The organism is Candidatus Dadabacteria bacterium (assembly GCA_009837205.1).
Classification (GTDB): Bacteria; Desulfobacterota_D; UBA1144; order Nemesobacterales; family Nemesobacteraceae; genus Nemesobacter.
Genome location: VXTZ01000013.1, coordinates 1 through 24,621 on the forward strand (window position 1 = coordinate 1; position 24,621 = coordinate 24,621).

19 protein-coding genes and 1 pseudogene are annotated in these 24,621 nt (G+C 52.6%); 8 read left to right on the forward strand and 12 right to left on the reverse strand.

The window, feature by feature from the left end:
- Positions 1 to 1,004: 1,004 nt before the first annotated feature.
- Both F4Z13_02415 and F4Z13_02420 read right to left on the reverse strand, forming a co-directional pair.
- Positions 1,005 to 3,251, reverse strand: coding sequence for a SulP family inorganic anion transporter (locus F4Z13_02415; protein ID MXZ48101.1), 2,247 nt, complete (start codon positions 3,249 to 3,251; stop codon positions 1,005 to 1,007).
- A 612-nt stretch (positions 3,252 to 3,863) separates the two neighbouring features.
- Positions 3,864 to 5,180 carry a hypothetical protein gene (locus tag F4Z13_02420; protein MXZ48102.1) on the reverse strand — a complete coding sequence of 439 codons (1,317 nt, stop codon included), beginning with the start codon at positions 5,178 to 5,180 and terminating at the stop codon, positions 3,864 to 3,866.
- A 441-nt stretch (positions 5,181 to 5,621) separates the two neighbouring features.
- Between F4Z13_02420 and bioB the strand changes: the two genes are divergently transcribed.
- The 3 genes from bioB to bioF all read left to right on the forward strand — a co-directional run bounded on the left by bioB (position 5,622) and on the right by bioF (position 9,231).
- Positions 5,622 to 6,611, forward strand: coding sequence for a biotin synthase BioB (gene bioB / locus F4Z13_02425; protein MXZ48103.1), 990 nt, complete (start codon positions 5,622 to 5,624; stop codon positions 6,609 to 6,611).
- Positions 6,612 to 6,682: 71 nt separating this feature from the next.
- On the forward strand, positions 6,683 to 8,041 hold the full coding sequence (gene bioA, locus F4Z13_02430) for an adenosylmethionine--8-amino-7-oxononanoate transaminase (GenBank protein MXZ48104.1): 1,359 nt from the start codon (positions 6,683 to 6,685) through the stop codon (positions 8,039 to 8,041).
- A gap of 5 nt (positions 8,042 to 8,046) precedes the next feature.
- Positions 8,047 to 9,231, forward strand: a complete 1,185-nt coding sequence (gene bioF, locus F4Z13_02435) for an 8-amino-7-oxononanoate synthase (GenBank protein ID MXZ48105.1) — start codon at positions 8,047 to 8,049, stop codon at positions 9,229 to 9,231.
- A gap of 54 nt (positions 9,232 to 9,285) precedes the next feature.
- On the opposite strand, the gene F4Z13_02440 is transcribed toward bioF, so the two are convergent.
- Positions 9,286 to 10,362, reverse strand: coding sequence for a BMP family ABC transporter substrate-binding protein (locus tag F4Z13_02440; protein MXZ48106.1), 1,077 nt, complete (start codon positions 10,360 to 10,362; stop codon positions 9,286 to 9,288).
- 254 nt (positions 10,363 to 10,616) lie between these two features.
- Here F4Z13_02440 and lsrF point away from each other — a divergent pair, with 254 nt between their 5' ends.
- From lsrF to vapC, 4 genes are all read left to right on the forward strand, one after another.
- Positions 10,617 to 11,414, forward strand: a complete 798-nt coding sequence (gene lsrF, locus F4Z13_02445) for a 3-hydroxy-5-phosphonooxypentane-2,4-dione thiolase (GenBank protein MXZ48107.1) — start codon at positions 10,617 to 10,619, stop codon at positions 11,412 to 11,414.
- Position 11,415: 1 nt separating this feature from the next.
- A complete protein-coding gene (locus F4Z13_02450; protein MXZ48108.1) occupies positions 11,416 to 12,435 on the forward strand; it encodes an alcohol dehydrogenase catalytic domain-containing protein in 1,020 nt (339 codons plus the stop codon).
- 87 nt (positions 12,436 to 12,522) lie between these two features.
- Positions 12,523 to 12,762 carry an antitoxin gene (locus F4Z13_02455; GenBank protein MXZ48109.1) on the forward strand — a complete coding sequence of 80 codons (240 nt, stop codon included), beginning with the start codon at positions 12,523 to 12,525 and terminating at the stop codon, positions 12,760 to 12,762.
- Positions 12,762 to 13,175, forward strand: a complete 414-nt coding sequence (gene vapC, locus F4Z13_02460; GenBank protein MXZ48110.1) for a tRNA(fMet)-specific endonuclease VapC — start codon at positions 12,762 to 12,764, stop codon at positions 13,173 to 13,175. Before F4Z13_02455 ends, vapC begins: the two co-directional genes overlap by 1 nt.
- Here the strand turns inward: vapC and coaBC are convergent.
- The 9 genes and pseudogenes from coaBC to F4Z13_02505 form a co-directional block, all read right to left on the reverse strand.
- Complete coding sequence (coaBC, locus tag F4Z13_02465) at positions 13,163 to 14,377, reverse strand: bifunctional phosphopantothenoylcysteine decarboxylase/phosphopantothenate--cysteine ligase CoaBC (protein ID MXZ48111.1); 1,215 nt, start codon at positions 14,375 to 14,377, stop codon at positions 13,163 to 13,165. The genes vapC and coaBC overlap by 13 nt on opposite strands.
- Before the next feature lie 57 nt (positions 14,378 to 14,434).
- Positions 14,435 to 16,138, reverse strand: coding sequence for a dihydroxy-acid dehydratase (ilvD, locus tag F4Z13_02470; protein ID MXZ48112.1), 1,704 nt, complete (start codon positions 16,136 to 16,138; stop codon positions 14,435 to 14,437).
- A 146-nt stretch (positions 16,139 to 16,284) separates the two neighbouring features.
- Positions 16,285 to 17,592 carry an ATP-binding protein gene (locus F4Z13_02475; GenBank protein MXZ48113.1) on the reverse strand — a complete coding sequence of 436 codons (1,308 nt, stop codon included), beginning with the start codon at positions 17,590 to 17,592 and terminating at the stop codon, positions 16,285 to 16,287.
- 313 nt (positions 17,593 to 17,905) lie between these two features.
- A complete protein-coding gene (locus tag F4Z13_02480) occupies positions 17,906 to 18,925 on the reverse strand; it encodes an amino acid ABC transporter substrate-binding protein (protein ID MXZ48114.1) in 1,020 nt (339 codons plus the stop codon).
- 95 nt (positions 18,926 to 19,020) lie between these two features.
- Positions 19,021 to 19,785 carry an amino acid ABC transporter ATP-binding protein gene (locus tag F4Z13_02485; GenBank protein ID MXZ48115.1) on the reverse strand — a complete coding sequence of 255 codons (765 nt, stop codon included), beginning with the start codon at positions 19,783 to 19,785 and terminating at the stop codon, positions 19,021 to 19,023.
- A 35-nt stretch (positions 19,786 to 19,820) separates the two neighbouring features.
- Positions 19,821 to 20,930 (reverse strand): amino acid ABC transporter permease, encoded by a 1,110-nt coding sequence (locus tag F4Z13_02490; protein MXZ48116.1) that lies wholly within the window; start codon positions 20,928 to 20,930, stop codon positions 19,821 to 19,823.
- A gap of 12 nt (positions 20,931 to 20,942) precedes the next feature.
- Positions 20,943 to 22,115, reverse strand: coding sequence for an ABC transporter permease subunit (locus tag F4Z13_02495; GenBank protein ID MXZ48117.1), 1,173 nt, complete (start codon positions 22,113 to 22,115; stop codon positions 20,943 to 20,945).
- 51 nt (positions 22,116 to 22,166) lie between these two features.
- Positions 22,167 to 23,186: an amino acid ABC transporter substrate-binding protein gene (locus tag F4Z13_02500; GenBank protein ID MXZ48118.1), complete on the reverse strand. Its 1,020-nt coding sequence runs from the start codon at positions 23,184 to 23,186 to the stop codon at positions 22,167 to 22,169.
- Between the two features lie 315 nt (positions 23,187 to 23,501).
- Positions 23,502 to 23,654 (reverse strand): annotated as a pseudogene (locus F4Z13_02505) (hypothetical protein).
- Positions 23,655 to 23,898: 244 nt separating this feature from the next.
- On the opposite strand from F4Z13_02505, the gene F4Z13_02510 reads away from it, so the two are divergent.
- Positions 23,899 to 24,525, forward strand: coding sequence for a hypothetical protein (locus F4Z13_02510; protein ID MXZ48119.1), 627 nt, complete (start codon positions 23,899 to 23,901; stop codon positions 24,523 to 24,525).
- Positions 24,526 to 24,621: the final 96 nt, after the last annotated feature.

Genomic DNA, 24,621 nt, shown 5'->3' on the forward strand with positions numbered 1-24,621 from the left:
CTGAACGAAAAAACGAGCCCCAGCGCGAAAAACATGCCCAAAACCATTCCGTATGTTCTGAATTTTATTCTCATAACTCCTCCCTCAAATGTAATTCCACCGCATATGGAGAATCTTCATAGAAAATCAAGGGGATAACATACTTAACTACCTTCAGGTAACGAATTATAGCACAGCGTGTTGGTAACTCAACATGCTGTGCTTTTTTTTTGAGTGAAATTTAATCAGGGGCTATATGTTGGGGGCAGGGTTATTGGGATTTCTTGAGGTTTGGTAGGATTGTATATAATTCCAAAATCAATGATTGTTTGTTTCGGTGAGTTAGACTTTTCCTGACAGACGCTAATTACCCCTTGACTGCTTGTCAAGGTAAAAATATAAGTTATTTTAGGGTGATACGGAACGTTCCGTCCTAAAAATGCCCCCCACTCCACGTGAATTCACGCGATGAATTACCTGCCTGCACGGGAAGCGAAGATGTCGGCGGGGCGGGATGGTTCCGGGAATTTAAAGCGCTGCGCTTCAGGTTCGAGGAGGCGGTACGGGGTCTTGAGGACTTGCGGGCTCAGGTCTGTATCCCCACCGTTATTATCGGATCCAAAGACACTCGAGATAACATGCAAAAACCGTCAGGGAGGGTGCCGTCCTCAGGCAGCCGCTCCCTCCTTATTGGTTCCGGCTGGTTACAGGGGAAGTTGCCGGATTTTTTTATACTTAATAGTAGTGTAGAATCAGTGGTCCTTGGTATTTAACCATGGCCGCGATTTGGATTGCAGGAGCAAAAGCAGGGAATTAGTGCCCCCACCCGATTTTTTCTCCCGTTTTACGCTGCTTCCCGCAGTCGTCTCAGTTTCTTTTTCTTCTTCCATGCCTTCCTTGTCATCGAACCTGGATGATGTATTTTGGCTGCCAACACGTTAAATGCCACCATCTGGTCAAACCCGCTTTTGCCCTTTGACCGTATCCTGTCAAGCCCCTTGTGCTCAGGACTGTTTATTGCATTCTCAATCCCCGGATCCTTCTTCCGCAGGTGTGTTCTCTTCCGCCTCAGTTCTGAAGTGCTCGGCAAGCAGGTATTGATACAACTCGATCGCCAGTCCCTGTTCGTGTTTCTCCATCCAGCGACGGGAGTTGGGAGTGAGCAGCATTGTGGAGCATGACTCGTCCGCGACTATCGTTGTTTCCGTGGCAGCTGCCGGATTGGATGGCCAGATCACGTCACCGGGGCCGCACTGGTGGAGTCGCAGGCCCGCGGAATCGTAGACGGATGCACGGCCCGACAGCAGCAGCAGCAGGCCTTCGCTTTGGATATCCGGTCCTGCGATGATATCCTCGGTGGCATAATTCCGGGGGACAAGCCACGGCCGAAGCGTTTCTATGAGGTCCTCGAAGCGGACCTGCCGCTCCAAGTAGTGTTCAATGTCATCGACGGTGTGCTCAAGCAGCGAGGCGTGCTGCTCCATCGTGGCCACACCCGCCTTCCATGTCTCGATGATGAGATCCTCGCAACGCTCCAAGCTGTGATCGGCGTTTGACTCAAGCCACAACTCCGAGAACACCGAAGGATCGATGTTCTTCTCAAGGCTGAAGCGCAGTTTCTCTGAAAGACCGCTTAAGACCACGCGCACTCCCGCGGCGTTTGCCCGCTGGACGAATCGGGCCACCACGCTCACCGCCGAAAAGTCGAACCCGGAGACATCGGAGAAGTCGATTATCAGACAGGTGGGCCGCGATGGGCCGTCTAGGGACTTCCTGAGACGGTCGGCCAGGGCGCTGACGCTGCCGAAGAAGATGTATCCCTGAAGCTTGTACGCCTGCACCCGGTCTCCCTCCGCCAGGAGGATGGCACGGTCGGGAACCGGGCGGAACTTGTTGCTACGATGCTCGCGCGCGGTGAAATGCGACGCGATCGTATCCGCCTGGCTCAGACGCACTGCGAAGAACACCATGGTGGCCGCCATGCCGGCGCCCACGCCCTCTAGCAGGCCGAAAAAGATGATGACGACAAAGATCAGGAGGATGATTGCGTATTCCGGTCTGGGCAGGCGTTCGCGGGTCTTCACCAGTCCCTGGTCCAGCATGACGAGTCCGGCAAAGACCAGCATGCCGCCGACAAACGCGGTTGGCACCAGTTCCAGAATGCCGTCGCCAAACAGCAGCGCAACCCCGACGACGCAGGCTGCGATTACTCCTGTCAGCCGGGTGGTAGCGCGGAATATCTTGCTGCGGATCGATGCGGAAACGATTATGGTCGCCGCTGTTCCCCCGCCGAATCCGGCAATGATGCTGGCAAGGCCCATCGCCCGGAACTCGCGGTTCCACTCCATATCCTCGCCCACGGCGGCCTCGAGTCCGGCGACATCCACGATGACGCAGATCAGGGCAATAAGAATCAGTATCATCATGTTCGGTATCTGTCCGATAATCGCGGACCAGTCCACGTGCGCGAAGTCGCTCGGCCACAACGCCGGCCACAAGCTTCCCTTCGCCGTGCTGACAAGAAGCAGTCCATCCGCCCTGGCCTCGGCGCCGGAGATGCCTAGGGCCGAGAGAGCAAGATGGTACGCGGCGATCGCAAGCAGAATGCTTGCCGGAAGGATCACGGGATTTCCCCAACGCCTGACGGCGCCGTAAAGGAGCACACCGTAGGCGACGCCCGGGAACCATGTCCACAGCACGGTCGGCTCCAGCAGTGCCGCTCCCCTCCAGCCCGGACCTGCCCCCATCAGGGACAGGGCCGCCAGGCAGACGACTCCTCCGATCCCTGCCACAAACCCTCCCGCCACCGGATACGGGATGAAGCGCAGCATGTTGGCGAGCCGGAACTGTCCAACCAGAAGGCAGCACGTACCCGTGGCCACGGCGCTGATGATCAGCGCGCAGGCCGTGGTCACGAAGAGAGCCTGGGCATCCGTATTCATTGTGGCCGCAATGGTTGCCATCACGGGCACAAACAAGGGAGACAGCCCCGCGATTGTGCCGCGGTACCCTCCTATAAGAGCGATAAGCAGGCATGCGGCGAAGTTTCCGAACAGTATCAGGCCGATGCCCTGGGAGGAATACGGGGCCAGCGTTCCAGAGAATATGAATGTTCCGAAGGCAATCTCAATGACGAGCAGACAGAGACCCGCGGTGATCCCGGCCGACAGTGCCGGAAGCGCAAGAGAGAACAGGGTTTCGTCACTGCTTCCGCCCGCAAGATGCCTGAGAGACAATTTCACCCTGCGAACCTCTCGCTTCTCCAGCACCAAGGATTGTCGTCGTGGTTCGCCACCGGCAAGGAATTGCTAAAGTCGATACTGCATCCCAAGCCCGTATTGTCAAAACATTTTTCTTCGCCTGAAAATGTTTTCTTCATCTCTCACGCCTGCTTCGACAAAGACTTAAGAGTTAAATTTCGAAAGGCGCTGCCTGGCACTTTACCGGGAATTTTGAGAGCAGTCCGACGGCAACTGGCCAGTCAGCAAGAATTTTTATTACCAAATATAACATTGTGGGGACTAAATCGATAGCCTCATTTTTTTTGAGGCATTTGCGTTGCGCGAGGGAAAGTTCTGGAAGGGGGGAGGAGGCTATGATCTAGCTGTAAATCTTTCATAGTGTGCCAGTGGGTTCGAATCCCACCCGGCAAAGATAAGGTCAGTCAGCCGGAAGCAAGTTTTACATGGCATGCGGCGACGCATGTAGTGGAGCGTAAACAGCGGGCGGCAAAGCGCCGCTAATTATAACAGGGAGTTTGCAGGATACGGCTGCCGGAAAATGTTTCGATACCGAATGTACTGATTTCCGGGTTTGGCATCAGGATGTTTTAAGAACCTGAAAAAACAGGGGCAGCCTCAAGGCCGCCCCTGTTCAGCAGATATTTACTGGCAGTCTTGGAAGCCGGTATTTCCTGAAACCTTCTGCGTGCGCCTTCTCAGGAAAACGACCGGGAACAGGACTGAAGCCATAACGAACAGGTTGAGCAACGCACCCCTGTTCGTATTTGCCGTACCCGCGATCGCGCATCCTCCGTCATCATCATCAACCTCGCACGCATCATCTCCGGGATAAGTTCCGGAACCGAAGATGTAAAGGGTGGGAGGGAGGCCTGGCACCATCGCGGTTATGCTTGCCACCTCGATATAGCTTCTCTTGCATGAAGTGCCGGGAACCTTGCTGTTTTCAAGAAAGTTTGCAACGTTATCGTCATCAGTCGTTGGGTCATCCCAGTGATAATTTACGTAAGTGGCACTTCCGATTTCTACGTCTCCCAACTCCTGGCTGAACAGTTTCGCTATATTCTGTTCTCCTGGCAGTCTGTCATCGTTCAGATCCAAGTTGGTGCCGTTCAGATCAAAATTGTTTCCGTTTATAATCACCGCGGCGGGTTCTTCCGGATCCGATTTCGCCTCCATTATGAAGGTATATATGTTTCCATGCCTGAGATCTCCTACCCTGTAGCAAGCGGATTGGTCATTCAGGTTTGTGAGTGTGTTTAACCGGATTTGCCCTGGAGAAGCGCCTGGTACTGCTGCTGCTCTGAATGCTCCTGCAAATTGAGCTTGAGCTACCCTGATAACCTCTTTTACGTAAGCTTCAAGATTCTCATCTGTAGGGTCTTCATGTACATCCTCAGCTGAAGTCGCAAGTGTGAACCCTGTACATTCAGGCTCCGAAAAAGCGGTGTCATCCCCATCGTGGTGAAGACCCGCTATGAACATTGTATGTCCGCCGAGGTTATCCGGCACATTGCGCGCGCAGGCCCATCTCCCGGCGTCGCCGTATTGTTCACAGTGGTTCATACCTTGAGGCTCGCTGTTTGCGCTCGAGATTAAACTGTTTATAGTGCCTGCGACATCGGAACCCGAGGCATCCGAGACGAACCTGTAACCGAACAGGTCGGGATATCTCGCGTGATTCGTTACTATATTTCTGTTGTTTATGCTCAATGAATAAACTTCACCGTGCTTGTAGTCTCCTTCCTGCCTTACCGCCCTGTTGTATAATGTGACTTCTCTGATCAGCACCGCGAGGTTATCTGGGTCAAAGTTTGCGTTATAAACTTCTTCATAATCATGTGCTACCTTATCGAGAAATTCGCTCACGCTATCTCGATCAGTAGGATTAACATCTTCCGCAACTATACCCGTATCGTCCCCGTCGTTAGCGGATGCCTCCATACCAGAATGAAAGAGCAAGCACCCCCCCCTAAAACAAAAAACAAGCCTAGAATCATTCTCTGAATTCTTAAATTAATCCTCATCATTACCTCCATGGTTTTTCTGCATGCTGAAATGGCGACCTGAACCCAGCATAGCCTTATTATAGTAAACTATAGAATCCCACTGAATTCAAGCGCGAAAATATCGCCGTTTCGTCTGCTCAAGTGGTTTTAACGCGCAGGAATAAAAAAGACTGTCCTTCGGGACTCCGAAATCCCGAGGGGCGAACAGAAATCTCCCCAAGGCCAAAGCGCTTCATCATATGAAAAATCGGCGGGACGGCGCCTTCGTTCAAGTATTCCGCTTAACTCGCGGGGGTATTGCCCCTGCCTTGTTCCGACGCCCCGTTGTTTGACAACGCCGCCTGTTTCTGTAATCTAACATCTCCGCTTAACTTATTGCCGGAGGCAGCCCAAAATAGATATTCTTGACGTGGTTTCCGAAAAGCTTCTCGAAAAAGAAGAACAGATAAACTTCTCTGACGCACTCGCGCTTGCGGAACTTCCAGCGGAGCGTCTCTCGGAACTCATATCGCTTGCGAGGAAGGTAACCCTCAAGTACAAGGGCGACGGAGTGTTTCTGCGCTCGATAATAAGCGCCCAGACGGGGAACTGTCCCGAGGATTGCTCCTTCTGCTCCCAGTCGGCCCATTTCGACACGGAGGTGGAGGCCCACCCGCTAATGGCTGCCGAGAGGATTCTCGGGGCCGCGAGGCAGGCGGAGAAGATGGGAGCAATGGATTTCTGCATAGTCATAAGCGCAAAGGGCCCGACGCCGAGGATATTCAAAAAGGTTCTCGAAGCCGTTGATCTTCTCTGTGCGGAAACGAACCTCAAGGTCGGCTGCTCCCTCGGCGACCTGACGAGGGAACAGGCATACGAACTCAGGGACCACGGTGTGTGGAGATATAACCACAATGTCGAGACCTGCAGGAGCCATTTCCCAAGCATATGCACCACTCACAGCTACGATGACAGGCTGAAGACCGCCCTTCTTGTGAAGGAAACCGGAATGAACCTCTGCTCGGGCGGCATACTTGGCATGGGGGAGAGCATACGCCAGAGAATGGAGTTTGCTTTCGAGATAAGGGATCTTGATCCCACATGGGTTCCGATAAATTTCCTTGACCCGAGACCCGGAACCCCGTTTGAGAACCTTGAGACCATAGAGCCGCTTGAAGCTGTGAAGACCATATCGATTTTCAGGCTGGTGCTGCCGGACAAGATAATAATGACGGCAGGCGGAAGGGAAGTGACGCTTAGAGACCTCCAGGCGATGGGTCTTGTGGCCGGGGCGAACGCCATGATCCTCGGCAACTACCTTACCACTCCGGGACGCTCTCCCAAGGACGACCTGCGCATGCTTGACGATCTGCAGATGCCGGTCAGAAAAGAAATTCTAAACTAGCCACGCAGCGGCGATTCCATTATATTCTTTGCACCGGCGGTATCTTAAAAGACACCACTGCGCGAAGCGATATGAGTGAAAAATCCAAACAGATAGCCTCTTACGACAGGGAATTTGTCTGGCATCCGTTTACCCAGATGAAGGATTACGCGAGCAGGGATCCCATAGTGATCGAGCGCGCGGAAGGGTCGTACCTGGTGGATTCAGAGGGAAAGAAGTACATAGACGGCGTTTCCTCCCTCTGGGTGAACATCCACGGCCACGCGGTGCCCGAGATTGACGGGGCCATAAAAAAGCAGCTTGAGCTTGTGAGCCACAGCACGCTTCTCGGCATTACAAATCCTCCGGCCGCCGAGCTTGCGAAGCAGCTTGTGGATATCTGCCCGCCGGGACTCAAGAAAGTGTTTTACTCGGGCGACGGGGCAAGTGCCGTGGAGGTTGCGCTCAAGATGGCGTTTCAGTACTGGTGCCACAGGGGAAGGCCCGAGAAAAGGGCGTTTCTGTGCCTTGATAACGGCTATCACGGCGACACCCTGGGAGCCGTCTCGGTAGGGGGAATAGATATTTTCCACAAGGCTTTCTCGCCGCTTCTGTTCAAGACCTACAGGGCTCCTTCCTATTACTGCTACAGGTGTCCGCTGGGGAAAACCTGGCCCGGATGCGGAATCGCGTGCGCGGATGAAATGGGGGAGATACTCAGGGAGCGCCAAGGGGAGATAGCAGCCGTCATACTCGAGCCCTGCGTTCAGGCCGCGGGGGGAATGGTGGTGGCCCCCGACGGCTACCTGGCGAAAGTTAGGGAGAACTGCACGCGTTACGACGTGCTGATGATAGTTGACGAGGTGGCTACGGGCTTCGGGAGAACGGGCAGGATGTTCGCGTGCGAACACGACGGGGTGACGCCCGACATGATGGTTCTCGGGAAGGGGATGACCGGGGGATACCTTCCGCTTTCGGCGACGATAACTACCGATGAGATATACGAGCAGTTCCTGGGAGACTACGAGGAATTCAAGACGTTTTTTCACGGTCACAGTTACTCTGGAAACCCTCTTTCGTGCGCGGCCGCTATGGGAAATCTCGAGGCTTTTAGAAATAACGACACACTGCCCTCTCTTCCGGAAAAAATTGAGTTCCTCGAGAACGAGCTTCGGGAGTTCGAGGGCCTCTCCCACGTCGGAAACGTAAGAAACAAGGGGCTTATGGTCGGAATCGAGCTCGTTGGCGACAAGAAAACCAAACAGTCATACGAGCCGGAGGAGAGGATGGGGTGGCGGGTCGCCGAGGAAGCGCTCTCTCACGAGGTTCTCATAAGACCGCTTGGGGACGTGGTCGTGCTCATGCCTCCCGTGGGAATCGGGATGGACGATCTCGCGAAGCTTCTGCGGGCGACTTATCTCTCCATAAAAAAGGTTACCGAAGAGTGGTAGTGCGGATGGAAGCCCCCGATTGCCTTGAGTGGATTGAAGATGAGTTGAGGGTCATACGGGGGGAAAATCTTTTCAGGACGCTTACGGAGATCGCCTCGGGGCAGTCTCCCGAGATAGTAATCGGCGGGAAAAAGCACCTGCTCCTAGCTTCTAACAACTATCTGGGTCTCTCCACCGACCCGAGAGTGATCGGGGCGGCGGCCGGGGCCCTTTCTGATTACGGTACGGGCTCGGGAGGGTCAAGGCTGGTCAGCGGGAGTTCCGACCTTCACGCCGAGCTTGAGGAAAAAATAGCGCGGTTTAAGTCAACCGAGGCCGCGATCCTTTTCTCAAGCGGCTATCTCGTGAATGTGGGAACGATCGCGGCGCTTGTCGGGGAAGGGGACACGGTGTTCAGCGACGAGCTTAACCACGCATCAATAATAGATGGCTGCAGGCTCTCCCGGGCCAGGGTGCGGGTGTATCCCCATCTCGATACGGACAGCCTTAGGCACATGGTTTCCCGAAGCCGTGGCGGCGGAAAGAAGCTCATAGTCACGGATACTGTGTTCAGCATGGACGGGGATCTCGTTGACCTCGGGGAGATCTGCTCGATCGCTGAGCGCTACGGATGCATGCTCATGGTGGATGAGGCCCACGCCATGGGGGTTCTCGGGGAGAAGGGCAGCGGAGCCACCGAGCATTTCGGAGTCGAGCGGAGGGTTCCCGTGGTCATGGGTACTCTTTCAAAAGCCGTCGGATCCCTGGGTGGATACGTGGCCGGCAGCCGATCTCTTGTCGATTTCATCAGAAACAGGGTAAGGAGCTACATTTTCGATACCTCCCTTCCCGCAGCTTCCCTCGCCGCGTCAATTGAGGCTATCTGTATCATAGAGAGCGAACCGGAGAGAAGAAGGCATCTGATGGAGCTTGTCGATACGTTCAAGGCCGGTCTTTTAGAGATGGGGTTTTCCGTGCTTCCCTCCCAGAGTGCTATAGTTCCCGTGCTTACGGGTGAGCCGGAGGCGACACTCAGTCTGGCGTCGGCACTTAGGGACAGAGGAATCTACACTCCCGCGGTAAGACCTCCATCGGTTCCCGCCGGAAAATGCAGAATAAGGGCGTCGCTTATGGCGACCCACACGAAAGACCAGATATCCCGGGCCCTTGAGGGCTTCAGGGATTCAAGATCGCTCGTTAAGAGTTTCTGACCAGGAACTGTATCCGCCTCGCGGAGTTCTCCTTGCGTCGGTGCTTTAAATGGGTCAGTAAGTCTGCGGCTGCGCGCAGCTTTTTCCCGGAACTGCTGGAACCTCGATATCGCCGTTTATTATGCTGGTCCTGTACTCTTCCAGACGATTTTTTATCTTGTCCACGAACCCCCCGGACGTTGCGTAGTCGACTCCGCCGTTTGAGAGATCGTTTCTCACCTCTCCGCCCGTGAATTCGCCGTTTTTACGGGCTTCGATGATATTGTAGACCGCTGTGTCCACCCTTTTCAGCATGGAAGTCAGTATGTGCTCCCGCTCGGATTCACTTGCGGTCCTGTACTGGTCTGAATCAACCCCTATAGCCCAGACTCCGCTTCCCCGCGCTTCGCTTATGTCCTTTGCCGCCTTGAAAAGTCCCGGCCCCGAGGCTCCAGACGCGTGAAAAATGACATCCGCTCCGGCTGCGAATATGCGTGTCGCAACCATCTCAGCTTTTTCGGCATTGTTAAACCCCGTCTGATCATCCCAGTGAGACAGGTATTCCGTTTCAATCGTGATATCTGGGTTTACTTGCCTTGCCCCGGCTATAAATCCCGCCTCGAATCTTTCGATGATCGCATCAGGAGTGGCGCATACTCCTCCTATGAAGCCGATCTTGTCCGTCTTTGTTGTAAGTGCCGCTGCGGCGCCGACCAGAAAGGAGCCTTCTGTCTCGTTAAAAAGCAGGCTCGCGAAATTCACAGGAGGGTTCTTTCCCTGCTGGATGTCCACTCCGGCGAAACTGGTTTCCGGGAATTCAGCAGCGATCTTTTTTATCTGGTCCTCAAATGAAAACCCGACGGCTATAACGAGGTCGTTATTTTCGGCCAGGGACCGGATAAGTTCCTCTCGGTCGGTTCCGTCAGTTGTATCTTCGTTTACAGAAATTCCGAGTTCCGCCTCGGCCCTCTTGATCCCTTCATAAGCGGACTCATTGAATGACTTGTCCTCCTTGCCTACGGTGTCGTAGACTATTCCCACCGCAGGGCCGCTATCGTCCTCGTCGTGGCATGAAAGGGCAGAAAAAGATATAAGCAGCACTGCTGGGAGCAGAACTAACAGGAATGCGTCTGCTTTCAGGTTTTTTTTCATCTTTTTCTCCGGCTAGCTGACTGGCGGAAGCTCTCTTCAGGTTTCCCGCTCCGCGAAAATCTGTAACCAGAGCAAGTATATACCAGAACCTGCGAATTGCATTAAAAGCGTGAAGAAACCTCGTGGTCGGAGACATAGGTCCGGGCGGTCCTTCCCCGAGGCCCCCGGAGCGCGTTTTTTCGTCTCAGGTCTGTTTGACATGCGGCGGGTATTGCTCTAGAGTTTAGCGAAACGGACGGAGAAGGAGAGTATTTATGGACTGGGGCATGAAAAACAGGATGGCCCGCATTATAAGGCCCGATACGGGAAGAGCCGTCATGCTCGCGCTTGACCACGGCTACTTTCTCGGCCCAACGCACCGCCTCGAGGTTCCCGAAGAAACCATAACTCCCCTTCTCCCTTATGCAGATACCATAATGCTCACAAGGGGAGTGCTCAGAACCTCGGTCTCTCCGGATTCGGGGGCAAACGTGGTGCTCAGGGTCTCAGGGGGAACCAGCATCGCCGGCCCGCATCTTGAGGACGAGGGCATTACCGTGGATTTCGAGGAGGCCATAAGGCTCAACGTCGCCGGAGTAGGGCTTTCAGTCTTTGTCGGAACCGGGTTTGAGAGACAGACACTTCTCGGGCTCTCTGAGCTTGTGAACCAGGGGGAGAGATACGGCATTCCGGTTTTGGGGATAACGGCTGTCGGAAAAGAGCTTGAAAAAAGGGACTCAAGGTACCTTGCGCTCTGCTGCAGGATATGCGCTGAACTCGGAGCGCGCATCGTCAAGACCTATTACTGCGAGGATTTCGAGAAAGTAACCGGAAGCTGCCCGGTGCCCATAGTGATCGCGGGCGGTCCCAAGCTTGATACCGAGATGGACGTTTTCAACATGACTCACGAGGCCATATCCCGGGGCGCCGCGGGAGTGGACATGGGAAGAAACATTTGGCAGCGCGACAACCCCGTGGCGATCCTAAGGGCGATTCGCGGCATCGTTCACGAGAACATGACCCCCAAGCAGGCCCACGAGCTTTTCACGGAACTCGGGGAGAAAGGCTCGTGACATGCTCGCCGCGGTCTATCACACAAACAGCGACCTGAGGGTTGAGGAGTTTCCCCGCCCGGAGCCGGGAGAGGGGGAGGTCCTCATCAGGGTCAGGGCGAGCGGAATCTGCGGAAGCGATCTTATGGAGTGGTACAGGGTGCCGAAAGCTCCTTTGGTGCTGGGTCACGAGATTGCGGGGGAAGTGGCTGAAATTGGATCGGGAGTGAGCCGGTTCCGGGTAGGCGACAGGGTCGTTGCCACTCATCATGTCCCCTGCAAAGAGTGCCGTTACTGCCTTTCCGGAAGACATACCAGCTGTCCCATGATAAGGAAATCGGGGTTTAACCCGGGCGGTTTCTCGGAGTTTGTGTGCGTGGCACCTCCGAACGTGGAGCGGGGAGTTCTTCATCTTCCGGACAACGTGTCTTTTGAGGAAGGATCGTTCACGGAGCCCCTTGGCTGCGTCACGAGAGCGATTCGCGCGGCGGGACTTTGTAGCGGGGACAGCGTAACGATTCTCGGAAGCGGCACGGCTGGGCTTTTATGCCTTCAGTATGCTCTTCACCTTGGCGCGGGACCGGTTTTCATGACTGATTCAGATGAATTCAGGCTGTGTAAGGCCATGGAGTTCGGAGCCGCTTATGTTTTCAGCCCCGAGGACGACATCTCTTCGTTTGTAATGGAGAATAACTCAGGATACCTCTCTGACATGGTAATAGTCTGCACGGGGGCGCGGGCCGCGATAAAAAGCGCCTTCAGTCTTGTCTCCCCTTCGGGGAAAATACTCTTTTTTGCTCCTTCTGACCCGGAGTTCAGGCTGGATTTCCCCTTTAACGATTACTGGTGGTCGGGAGTCCGTATTGTGAGTTCATACGCGGCGGCTCCCGGGGACTTGGAAGACGCACTTTCTCTGATAGAAAAAGGGGCTGTGGATGTGGGCGGGATGATTACCCACAGGTTTTCGCTACGAGACATCCAGAGAGGTTTCACACTTGCCGAAAATCCCGAAAAAAGCCTTAAAATCATGATAACTCCCTGATTATATTGAAAATCTATGCTATATACGCTTGCAATATATTTTGATTTATATACAATGTGTATATAGCAATTTCAAGGAGGTGAGATAATGCCTGTTAAAGGATCAGTCTTCAAGAACAATCGAACTCAAGCCGTCAGGCTTCCCGCTGAGGTGCGCTTTCCAGACGACGTCAAAGAAGTTATTGTGAGAGTGGTCGGTCATGACCGCATACTTTCCCCTGTTGACCATGCTTGGGATAGTTTCTTTTTGTCTGAGGAGCGCGTGACTGACGATTTTATGACTGAGCGTGTCAGCCAGGAGCAGCCGGAAAGAGAGCCTTTTGAGTAATGCTGAAGTATATGCTGGACACCAACATTGTGATTTATGTCATTAATCGTCGGCCGATTGAGTTGTTGGATGTTTTTAACCGTAATCTTCCACGGACATGCATAAGCTCGGTAACCTTGGCTGAATTGCTGCATGGCGTTGAGAAGAGTTCAAGACCGGAGTACAACCGCAGGCAGGTTGAAGAGTTTGTTTCCCTGCTAGATGTTCTTGAATACGGACCAGCGGCGGCATCCCATTACGGAGAGATACGTGCCGACTTAGAGCGGAGAGGAATTTCTGCAGGAGTGAATGACATGCACATCGCTGCCCATGCTAGGAGTCAAGGTTTAACGATTGTCACAAACAACCTGAGCGAATTTGTACGCATTAGGGGTCTAAGTCTGGATAACTGGATCGAGAATCATACAGCCTGATCTTGTCGATTCCTCTCTATTTCCTTTATCCTGTCGAGAATCCTGTTCGCAAGTTCAAATTTGCTCATGAGCTGAAGTTCTTCAACTTTTTCCCTGTCCACAAGCCAGGCTATGTTGGTATCTTCTCCGAAGCCCGCCTGCGGGGCCGTAACGTCGTTTGCCACAATGAGGTCAAGGTTCTTCTCCTTGAGCTTCTTTTGTGAATTCTCGACAATGTTTTCCGTCTCGGCCGCGAATCCCACCAGTATCCTGTCTTTCTTGTTTTCTCCGAGTGACTTCAGTATGTCCCGGGTTTTCTTAAGGGGGATGGAGAGCTGTTTTTTCGATTTTTTTATCTTCTGCTCCGATTTTTCTCGGGGCGAGTAATCGCTTACGGCCGCCGACTTTATCACTATGTTTGCCAGCTCGAAACACTCGTGGATTCTCTCATACATCTCATCGCAGTCAGTTATCCGCACTACTTTCACTCCGTGTGGGTCCGGAAGAGAGGAGTGTCCCGAAACCAGTGTCACACGGGCTCCGCGAAGCCATGCGGCCCGGGCTATCGAGTAGCCCATTTTTCCGGTAGATGGGTTGGATATGAACCTTACGGGATCTATGTGCTCCCTGGTCGCTCCGGCGCTTACAAGTATGTTCTCTCCCGCGTAGTCCTGCGGCGCAATCGCCTTCTGAACCTCAAGAGCTATAGCGTCTGTTTCGGCAAGCCTTCCCCTTCCGGTCCACCCGCAGGCAAGATCTCCCTCCTCGGGTTCCACTATGGTGAATCCGTGACGCCTCAGTTTCTCCATGTTTTCCTGCACTATGGAGTTTGAGTACATATTGGAGTTCATTGCGGGACAGATAATCACAGGAGCCCTGGTTGCCAGTATGACGGTTGCGAGCAGGCTGTCGGCTATCCCAGAGGCGATTTTGCCTATAAAGGACGCGCTTGCGGGCGCGACCACCACCACGTCGCCCTCGTCGGCAATTTTTATGTGGCCTATTTCGGATTCTGAAGTGAGATCAAAAAGATTGGAGGCGACCTTGTTTCCAGAGAGGGTCTGGAGGGTGAGCGGGGTTATGAAGCGCTCGGCGTTTGCGGTCATTACGCACCGAACCTCCGCCCCGTCTCTCACGAGAGATCTCACAAGTTCGCAGGACTTGTAGGCGGAGATCCCGCCCGTTATTCCCACTACGACGTTTTTTCCCTGGAACCACTCCATGGGATAAAGTATATTGCCAACCCGCAAATAGGCAATACACCTTGCGCGGCGGCGGAGCTAGACCCTGTCGGTTACTGCGCCCTGGGAAGCGGAGGAAACAAGCCTTGAGTATTTCGCGAGCACGCCGGCTTTTTCCTTCGCCGCGGGCTTTTTCCAAGCTTTTCTTCTTTTTTGAAGCTCTCTGTTCGGCACGTTCAGGGTTATCTCCCTGCTTTTGGCGTCAATAGTTATCTCATCCCCGTTTTTTATGAGCGCCAAGGCGCCGCCGTCAACCGCCTCGGGCGTTATATGTCCCACGACGAAGCCGTGAGTTCCCCCCGAGAAGCGGCCGTCCGTTATAAGCGCCACGTCTCCTCCGAGCCCCTTGCCCATAACGGCCGCGGTGGGGGCCAGCATCTCCCTCATTCCCGGCCCTCCTTTTGGACCCTCGTACCTTACCACTATCACGTGTCCTTTCTTCACCCTGCCGCCGAGAATCGCCTTGAGGCTCTGCTCCTCGGAGTTAAACACTATGGCCTTTCCGGTAAAGGAGTCCCCTTCCTTGCCCGTTATTTTTGCCACTGCTCCCTCAGGCGCTATGTTTCCCTTGAGAATAACTATGTGGGCCGATTCCTTTATCGGTTTCTTCACTGGGTGAACTATCTTCTGCCCCCTTGGATATCTTTTAACCCCCCGCAGGTTCTGCTTCAGGGTCTTGCCGGTTACGGTCATGCAGTCTCCGTGCAGGAAGCCTTCGTCAAGGAGAATCCTGAGAAGCGGAGTCAGTCCCCCTATCTTGCAGAAATCAGACATCATGTACTGCCCGCTTGGCTTGAGGTCGGCCAGCACCGGAACTTTTTTTCCGACCCTTGTGAAATCGTCTATCGTGAGACGCACCCCGGCGGCGTTCGCCATAGCGAGCAGGTGGAGCACCGAGTTGGTTGAGCCCCCGAGCGTCACGACTACCGTTATGGCGTTCTGGAAGGCTTTTTTCGTCATTATGTCCCGCGGCGTTATGTTTTCTTTTATGAGGTTCAAGACCGCCGCCCCGGCATTTTTGCAGTCCGCTACCTTGTCTTTTGAAACCGCCGCTTGGGCGGAGCTGTTGGGAAGACTCATCCCGAGGGCTTCTATCGCTGAAGCCATGGTGTTCGCGGTGTACATTCCCCCGCAGGAACCGGGTCCGGGAATCGCGCAGGACTCTATTTCCTTGAGTTCCGAATCGGTGATGTCGCTGTTTGAGTGTGCTCCCACCGCTTCAAATACAGAAACTATATCAACGTCTTTGCCTCTGTAGTTTCCGGGAAGTATCGTTCCGCCGTAGACGAACACAGACGGCCTGTTAAGCCTCGCCATAGCCATGAGGCACCCGGGCATGTTCTTGTCGCATCCCCCTATGGCCACGATGCCGTCAAATCCCTCTCCCGCCGCCACAGTTTCAATGGAATCGGCTATGACCTCCCTTGATACGAGTGAGTACCTCATTCCAGGGGTTCCCATCGATATTCCGTCGGACACGGTAATCGTGTTGAAGATTATGGATTTGCCTCCGGCCCTGTTCGCCCCCGCGGCCCCGTGTCTCGCGAGCTGGTCTATATGCATGTTGCAAGGCGTTACCATGCTCCAAGTAGACGCTATGCCCACGACGGGTTTCTTGAAATCCCTGTCTGTAAATCCCACCGCTCTCAGCATGGAGCGGCTAGGGGCCCTGTGTGTTCCTTCCACGTAGATTGAAGAGTATTTCCTCGGGGTTTCTTTCTTTCTGGTGCTTTTCTCTGCCAATAGAGTGCTCCTCCTTCTTGTTTTGTGTTCAGTTAATCAGCGTTTTCAGTGAATTTTAACCAGTACCATTCTAAAGCTTAAATCGAGAGAAAAAAACAAAAATCGAATTTATAATTAAATTCACGGGTTGCCTGACCGCGAGCTGCCTAATTTTTCTCCCAGAGCATGCGAAGTGGTACCGCGTAGAATCCTTCGCCGAATCCGACTGACACCTCTCCGTCGTAGAGCACCACTCCTCCCTTGAACCGGCGGCTGCCTACAGCATCCCTGAGTCTGCGCAGACCTCGGAAATCGGCCATGGTTACCGTTCCTGATGCCTTCACCTCTACACCTGCCACTTCCATGGTTCCGCGTTCAATAACGATGTCGACTTCCGCGCGGTCCCGGTCCCGGTAGTGATAGAATGACATGAAATCATCACGGCAGGCTGCCTGGCGTCGCAGTTCATGGAAAACGAATGTCTCAAGTAGTTGTCCCAGAAGCGGCCGGTCAACTTCGAGGCCAGCGGCATTTACACCCAGAAGGGCGCAGGCAAGGCCCGTATCGCCTATATGAAGTTTCGGCGTTTTGACAAGACGGCTCTGGCGGTTGTTCTGCCATGGGAGCAGCCTCTCTATCAGGAAAGAAGTTTCCAGCAACCTCACATAGCCTCCTATGGCCGGTCGGCTCAGCTGAAATGATGAAGCGAGGCTTGACAGGTTGAACAGTCCTGCAGTCTGGGTCGCGCATGATTCCAGCAGTTGCGGAAGCGAATCCGGCATGCTTATTCGTGAGAAATCAAGTATGTCTGTCTGCAATTGATGCAGATAATCCCTGTACCACGCTATCTGCCGTCGTTCAGACGGTCGCGCTAAAGCGGCCGGGTATCCTCCCGCCGCGATACGTTCGAAGAGATTTGTGCCGAGACGCTCTGTTGTCTCAATCCTGAAGCCGTCTCCGAAGAGGGTGTCGAGGAAACGGGGGCAAGACTGGTCCTCAAGTTCACATTGAGAAAGAGGGTACAGACGAATTATCTGCATCCTGCCCGCAAGCGAGTCTGTAAGTTTCGGAATCTGCAGCACGTTTGCGGACCCCGTCATTACAAAGCGGCCGGGCGTACGTTTTCGGTCTACCTGTATCTTCAGAGCGGAGAAAATTTCGGGCACGCGCTGCACTTCGTCCAGAATAACGCGCTCGGGAAGTGCGGCAACGAAGCCCATAGGGTCTTTCTTGGCGGTTTTGGATACTGTGCTGTCATCAAAATCAATATAGTGATATCCGGAAGTTCTTATTGCCCGTGGCACATTCGTCTGGCTCTGCTTTGAATCGGTTCCATGCTGCTTCAGATACATGGGAGCACACACCATCTGTGCCAGAGTTGTTTTTCCGCATTGACGGGGGCCGTGAATCAAGACGACCGGCGAATCTTCAAGAGCCTCGGTCAAGCGTGGTTCTATATGGCGTGGATAAAGCATTATGTTGTTCACAGGGAAATTATAATTTTTATATCGCTGATTGCAAGGTTGAGAAATCGCTGATTGCAGAGTTATATTATATTTGTCTGTGAGTTCTCAATGCCTTCAATTACAGAGTTAGTGACTTTTCCCTTTAAAACACAGGAATTTTATATCGCTGATTGCAAGGTTAAGGGGTCGCTGATTGCAAGGTTAAGGGGTCGCTGATTGCAAGGTTGAAAAGAGTGGTTGGCGCTTGGCAGGAAAATAGGGATTAGTGATATCGGTATGTTGCGATTCCAGACCGCCAAAGCCGGGACGATTTTGTTTGCGGTCAGCGAATGGGCGCCGCGTACAAAATTCCCCCCGATTTCCAGGAAGCGTTAAGCCCCCTTTCAAGCGCTAGAGGGGTCTTGGGCCCCAGATGCCTTTCGAATATCTCCCCGTAGTTGCCTACGGCTGAAACCGCGTTAACGGCCCAATCCTTGTCAAGACCGAGCATCTCGCCCATGTTGCCTTCGGTGCCCAGGAAACGGTTCATGCCCGGATTATTTCCGGGTTTTTTAGCGAGATCCGCGACATTCTTCTGAGTGATGCCCATCTCTTCTGCGATAATCAGCGCGTTAACCACCCACTTTCCGATATCAGCCCAGCGGTCATCGCCATGGCGCACCGCGCCGCCCAGCGGCTCTTTTGAAATGATTTCGGGAAGAATTATGTGTTCCGCCGGATTTTTCAGCGCCGCCCGCGTAGAGGCCAGCGCCGACGCGTCGGTGGTGTACACGTCGCATCTTTTGCTTTCATACATGATGATGCTCTCCGCGTTGGTTCCGGTGTTGAGATGCTCATATCCCATTTTGTTGAATCTAAAGTAATCCGCCAGGTTAAGTTCCGTGGTGGTGCCGACCTGGACGCACACCGAAGCCCCGGCCAGCTGCGTTGCCGACGTTACCCCAAGATCTCTGCGAACCAAAAAGCCCTGACCATCATAGTAGTTAACGGGCAGGAAGGTCAGTTTCAGGTCAGCGTCGCGACTCAGCGTTTCAGTGGTGTTGCGGAACAGTATGTCGCCTTCGCCGGCATTTAGCTGGGCAAAACGCGTTCTATTCGTGGACGGTACGAAATTCACCTTGTCCCCGCTTCCCAGCACTGCGGCGGCTACGGCGCGGCAGAAATCGACGTCAAAGCCCCGCCAGCCGCCTTTTCCGTCTGGAGAAGCGAATCCGGCCAAGCCCGATGAAACAATACAGTTGAGCTTGCCCCGCTTTTTCACATCCTCAAGGGTGCCGGCATCAGCCATGACTGTGAATGAAAACAGTACGGCAATAATTGCCAGAAACTTCGTTGCTCTCATATCTGCTATCTTCTTGAGCAGAATGAAACGTCCTGAATTTAAGGATGAAATCAGACTTCTGCCTTCTCCCTTGTGTAAAACGATCATATTTTCCATCAGTGATCCAGTATCTGGCTTAAAAACAGCTTCGTTCTTTCATGCTGCGGGTTCAGGAAGAAGTCATCGGGGTTGTTCTCCTCGATTATTTCTCCGTTGTCCATGAAGATGACGCGGTCGCCTACAGTTCTTGCGAATCCCATTTCATGGGTCACACATATCATGGTAATCCCTTCGCTTGCCAGATGAATCATCACGTCCAGCACTTCCTTGATCATTTCAGGGTCAAGTGCCGACGTGGGTTCATCAAACAGCAGTATCCGGGGTTTCATGCAGAGACTTCGCGCTATCGCCACGCGCTGCTGCTGGCCCCCGGAGAGCTGACCCGGGTACTTGTTCGCCTGCTCGGGAATCTTGACTCTTTCCAGATATTTCATGGCAACTGCGTTCGCCTCCGCAAGAGGCATTTTGCGGACCCATATTGGAGCAAGAGTACAGTTCTCAAGCACCGTCAGGTGTGGAAACAGGTTGAAATGCTGAAAGACCATGCCCACCTCGCGCCGAATGCTCTCGATGTTCTTGATATCATGGGAAAGTTCTATTCCCTCAACGATGATTTCTCCCTGCTGGTGTTCCTCCAGCCGATTGATGCATCTGATTAACGTTGATTTTCCCGAACCCGATGGGCCGCATACGACGATTTTTTCCCCGACTCCGACATTAAGATTGATGTTTTTAAGCACATGGAACTTGCCGTACCATTTATGCACATCCCGCATTATTACCGCATAGTTCTCCGCGGCCGATTTTGTTTTCTCATTCATTGGTTCAGGTTTTTGGGTCATTTGTGCCATGCTCCTTATCTTTTATGCTCGGTTTCCAGTTTGTTTTCAAGGTGCTGTGAATATCTTGCCATCCCAAAACAGGAAATAAAAAAGAATATTGCCACGAACAGATAAACCTCGGTTGAGAGCCCCGTCCACCTTGTATCTGCGAGAGACGCCCTGCCTATCCCGAGAGGATCCAGAAGTCCGATAATAATTACCAGTGTCGTATCCTTGTATAGTCCGATAAAAGTATTCACTATGCCGGGTATGGAAATCTTCATAGCCTGGGGCAATATGATCAGTCTCATGGCGGACCAGTAGTGAAGCCCCATTGAATCTGCGGCTTCGAACTGTCCTTTCGGTATTGCCTGCAGACCTCCACGGATAACTTCCGCCATGTACGCCGACGCAAAAAGGGTAACCATGATCAGTACGCGCAGCAGAAGGTCGAAAGTCACTCCCGGAGGGAGGAAATAATTGAGCATCGTTGAAGCTACGAACAGAAGAGTAATCAACGGTACTCCGCGGATAAACTCAATGAAGCCTATTGAGAATATCTGGATTGCGGGGAGTTTCGACTGACGACCCAGAGCCAGCAGGATCCCGATCGGCAGTGAAAACCCGATGCCGGTTATCCCGATGACCAAGGTAAGCATGAAACCGCCGAACTGATCGGTCTCGACAGGCGTAAGACCTAGCCCTCCGACCAGAAGCCATGCGGTGACGAACGGGAAAGCGACCGCGATATGAAGAGCGTATTTGCGATAAGGCGCTTTTTCAAAGAGTATCGGAATGAGAGTGAAAATCAGCAGGACAAATGAAAGATTCACCCGCCAGCGCTCAGCGACTGGGTAAAAGCCATAGGTGAACAGGTTAAGACGTTCGCCGATAACCGCCCAGCACGCACCGCCAGCCTTGGCGCTGCATTCATCTCTGCTTCCCCCGGTAAATGCCGCGTCAAGAAACAGCCAGTCCACAAGCGCGGGAACGGTTTCAATCAAGAACCAGATCGCCAGAAGCGTTAAGACTATGTTTGTGGCACTTGAGAAAAAATGTTTTCTAGTCCAGGCGTAGATTCCTATTACGTTACGAGGCGGCGGAAGATCGGGGTGTTCTCCAACTCTGTAGGTTTCCTTGTTTATGACTATTTCCTCCTAACGTTCAACCAGCCTGATCCGTTTGTTGTAGATGTTCATCGCGAAGGATATTAGCAGGGATAATGAGAGATACAGCAACAGCACGATAATCATGCATTCCATTTCCCTGCCCGTCTGGTTAAGCGTAATGCCGCCGATGGTGGCAACTATGTCCATGTAGCCGATCGCGATAGCCAGAGATGAATTCTTGGCAAGGTTAAGATATTGCGAGGTAAGCGGCGGTACTATCACCCTCAGCGCCTGGGGAATCACGACCAGATTAAGCGTTCTGCCGTGGTTTATCCCAAGGGCCAGGGACGCTTCGGTCTGCCCGTAATTGACGGAGATGATGCCGGCCCTTACTATTTCGGCGATAAACGCGGCTGTATACAGGGAAAGCGCAATCCAGAGTGCGGTGAATTCAGGCCTGATCACCATACCTCCGCTAAAGTTGAATCCCCTCAGCGCGGGCATCTCAAACGTGATCGGACCGCCTATAAGAAAATAGGAGACAATCGGAATTCCCAGCACGGCCCCCATCGATATCCAGAACACCGGGTAGTACTCTCCCGTTTTTCTCTGTATGCCCGCCGCATATCTGCGGAACCATATTGTGAAAATAATTCCCGCGGCGAACAGGCCCAGAATCACCAGAAACAGAGGTTCAAAAATCGGTTTGGGAAGAAAGAAGCCGCGGTTAGTCAGAAACGCGATATCGCCGAGACTTTGCGCCTCTCTGGGCACGGGAAGCGTATTAACTATGATCCCGTATACAAGGAGTATGTGGAGCAGTACCGGTACATTCCTTACGTAATCAATATAGATGTGGGCAAGCCTGCTTGCCAGCAGGTTTTTCGACAGCCGCAGAACGCCCAGCGTGAATCCAAGAACCGTTGCCAGAACGATGCCGCTTACCGCCACCAGAAGGGTGTTTAGAATTCCCACCAGCATTGCGCGGAAGTGAGTGGAACGGGACGTGTATTCTATTAGATGCTGATTTATATCATAGCTTGCGGGTTCCCGCAGATAGCCGAAACTGAAACCTTTGCCTATTGCCTCAAGGTTGACAACGGCATTCCTTACGATGTAGGCGAACAAGCCGAAGATCAGCACGACTGCGAGGACCTGAATAATAACGGATCGGGAATGCTCATCCCTCCACAATCGAGACAGAAAAGCTATTGGATCCATCACATTCGTGCTGCGGCTTCGGCTTGAATTATTATTGACGTTTACTCACAATCAGCGAATAGGTGCTGCGTACAAAATCCCCCCTGATTTCCAGGAAGCGTTAAGCCCCCTTTCAAGCGCTAGAGGGGTCTTAGGACCCAGATGCCTTTCGAATATCTCTCCGTAGTTGCCTACGGCTGAAACTGCGTTAACGGCCCAATTCTTGTCAAGACCGAGCATCTCGCCCATGCTGCCTTCCGTGCCTAGAAAACGGTTCATGCTCGGATTGTTTCCAGGCTTTTTAGCGAGGTCCTTGACATTTTTCTGAGTGATGCCCATCTCTTCTGCGATAATCAGCGCGTTAACCACCCACTTTCCGATATCAGCCCAGCGGTCATCGCCATGGCGCACCGCGCCGCCCAGCGGCTCTTTTGAAATGATTTCGGGAAGAATTATGTGTTCCGCCGGATTTTTCAGCGCCGCTCGCGTGGAGGCTAAAGCCGACGCGTCGGTGGTGTACACGTCGCATCTTTTGCTTTCATACGCGACGATGCTCTCTTCATTGGTTTCGGTATTAACAGGCTCGTACTTCATTTTATTGGCTCTGAAGTAATCCGCCAGGTTAAGTTCCGTGGTGGTGCCGGTCTGGATGCACACCGAAGCCCCGGCCAGTTGCGTTGCCGACGTTACCCCAAGACTTTTGCGAGTTAAAAAGCCCTGACCATCATAGTAGTTAACGGGCAGGAAAGTCAGTTTCAGGTCAGCGTCGCGACTCAGCGTTTCGGTGGTATTGCGGAACAGTATGTCGCCTTCGCCAGCATTTAACTGGGTAAACCGCGTTTTATTCGTAGTCGGTACAAATTTCACCTTGTCACCGCTTCCCAGCACGGCAGCGGCTACGGCGCGGCAGAAATCGACGTCAAAGCCCTGCCAGTTGCCTTTTTCGTCCGGAGATGCGAACCCGGCCAAGCCCGATGAAACAATACAGTTAAGCTTGCCTCGTGCTTTTACATCCTCAAGGGTGCCAGCTTCAGCCATGACTGTGAATGAAAACAGTACGGCAATAATTACCAAAAAATTTGTTACTCTCATACCAAGTACCTCCTTAGGGGAGAGAATTTGAATTTAAGGAGGGAATCAGACGCTTGAAAAACCCTCTTTATTCTAATTTGTAATATAATCATATTTCCCGGCGTTTTGCAATTTAGGAATTTCCACTTGAACTTTAAAGTGCACCACTAACTTCGATAATCTCTTTTCATGGGAGTTTAGCACAGGGATCGACAGGGGACAAAGCTCTTCGCAGCGAGGGCGAGCCCGAGCGAAGAAGAGCTTTGTCCAGCACCTTAACAGCGCTGTTGTTCGTCTCAAGCGCGTCGTAGAAGACAAGCTAAGCTCCTCTTTCGAGAGTCCCAGGACGACGTGCTTGTACTCAGCCGCGTCCATGCTTCCGCGAAGAGCGTTGGCCGTGCTCCAGAGTTCGGCCTCGTACCCCACTGTGGCACCGTTTACCTCTGGAACCGCCTTCTTGCCGGGTGATTTCCTCTTTTTCTGTTTCATTCCATGCTTCGCCGTGATATCCCGGATAACAAGAGCAACTTAAGACGGCTCCTGCCTTTTGTATTCTACCTTGCCGTGCCTGTTCATAAAACCGGAAAAGAGTCAGACGGTTAACTGCCCCGTTGTTCTCCCATCTTGATTGTCGCAGCGCTGCGCGTTGATAATCCTGTCTTCCTGATTACACTTTTCTTGCGTCGAGAGAAACTGTGTTTTCCGAAAGACACTGTCTTTTCGGAATTGTCTGATGAATGCATGCTTTGCTGATTTCCGACGGTGGTATGAAGTACCGGAACACAGAGAAAAAACCGTGATTATGTACTTGACGAAACGAAAATTTCGCAAGGTACTAATTTTTAACCTGCTGTTTGCTCTGCTCGCTACAGTCGCTTGCGACCCCGCCCCAACAGGAACAGATACAACAAGCAAGGAAGATATTAGACTGAAGTTTCGTTTTTTTAATAATTGTCAGCCTATCAAGTTACTGATAGACGTGAGCCTTGGAAAAGAAAATAGAGTAAATCTAACTGAAACAGAACTTAGAAATTTTATAGAATCACGTTTGCGTTCTGCTCGTATTCCCATTGAACTCAACGAGTCCGGAAAAAGTACCAGAATAGCCGATCATTTATATGCGGGGGTTAATATAGTTGGAATTAGTTTTACGAAAAAGCTTGAATTTAATAAAGTTTTGGAAGATCCCCTGTCTTCCACATATGGTACGGCGATGACATGGGAAACCGGTACGTTCGGGCACTTCGGATTTTCTGATTCTGTTGAAGAAAACAAAGCTCTTATACTTTCTGGGTTTCAAAACCACCTCGATGAATTTATAACTGAATACCTCAGAGCAAATCAGAAATACTGCGAATGATCAAAAACACCGTGCTGACCTGCGTGTGTGCTGTCTGAAAAGGATGGCGCCGTGGATGCATTCTCAAACCGTCTGGATTCGCTGCGGTCAAGGCAC